General features: G+C 55.1%; 1 protein-coding gene. It reads left to right on the forward strand.

The genetic code is table 11. From position 1 onward, the window contains the following. Positions 1 to 201: 201 nt before the first annotated feature. Positions 202 to 555, forward strand: a 354-nt coding sequence (locus NRB16_RS29095) for a tol-pal system YbgF family protein (RefSeq protein WP_257107593.1), incomplete at its 3' end; no start/stop codon positions are given.

A 555-nucleotide genomic window follows, 5' to 3' on the forward strand; every position in this document is an offset into this window, starting at 1 on the left:
ATTTTGGTGCGGCGAACGGTCATGCACAAACTCCTTAATTGAAGCGCAGCGGGAGCCGACTCCTGTCCGGGGCTGTAGTCATTGTTCCTTTGCACTACCTCTTCGGGAATCGACAGGGCAATCGGCTGATGATCGGTATTGAATCTGCCCTGAAGAAAAGGGGCAGCAGGCCGATATCAAGGCACAGAACAGGAGACTCTCATGCGCATTCTAACGATTCTTGTATTACTGGTTGCTGTCAGCGGCTTTACCCGTTGGGCGATGAACGCCAACCTCAACGAGGCTTATCACGCTTATGAACGCGGCGATTGCGACAGTGTGATGCTGTCTTTGTCCAAGGTCGAGCGTCAGAGCCGCGAGCGCTCTTATGTGTGGCCTGAGGTGTCGATGCTGCGCGGGCAATGCCTGGAGCGCCAGAAGCTGTATGTCGATGCGGTGCAGACCTATCAGTTCCTGATTGCCAAATATCCATCAAGTGAATATGCCTACCGCGCACGCGCACGTCTCGATACCTTGGCCCAGTTGGGTCACAACCTCGCCGGACAGCCTGCCAAG

This window comes from Pseudomonas sp. LJDD11 (genome assembly GCF_024584215.1).
Taxonomy (GTDB): domain Bacteria; phylum Pseudomonadota; class Gammaproteobacteria; order Pseudomonadales; family Pseudomonadaceae; genus Aquipseudomonas.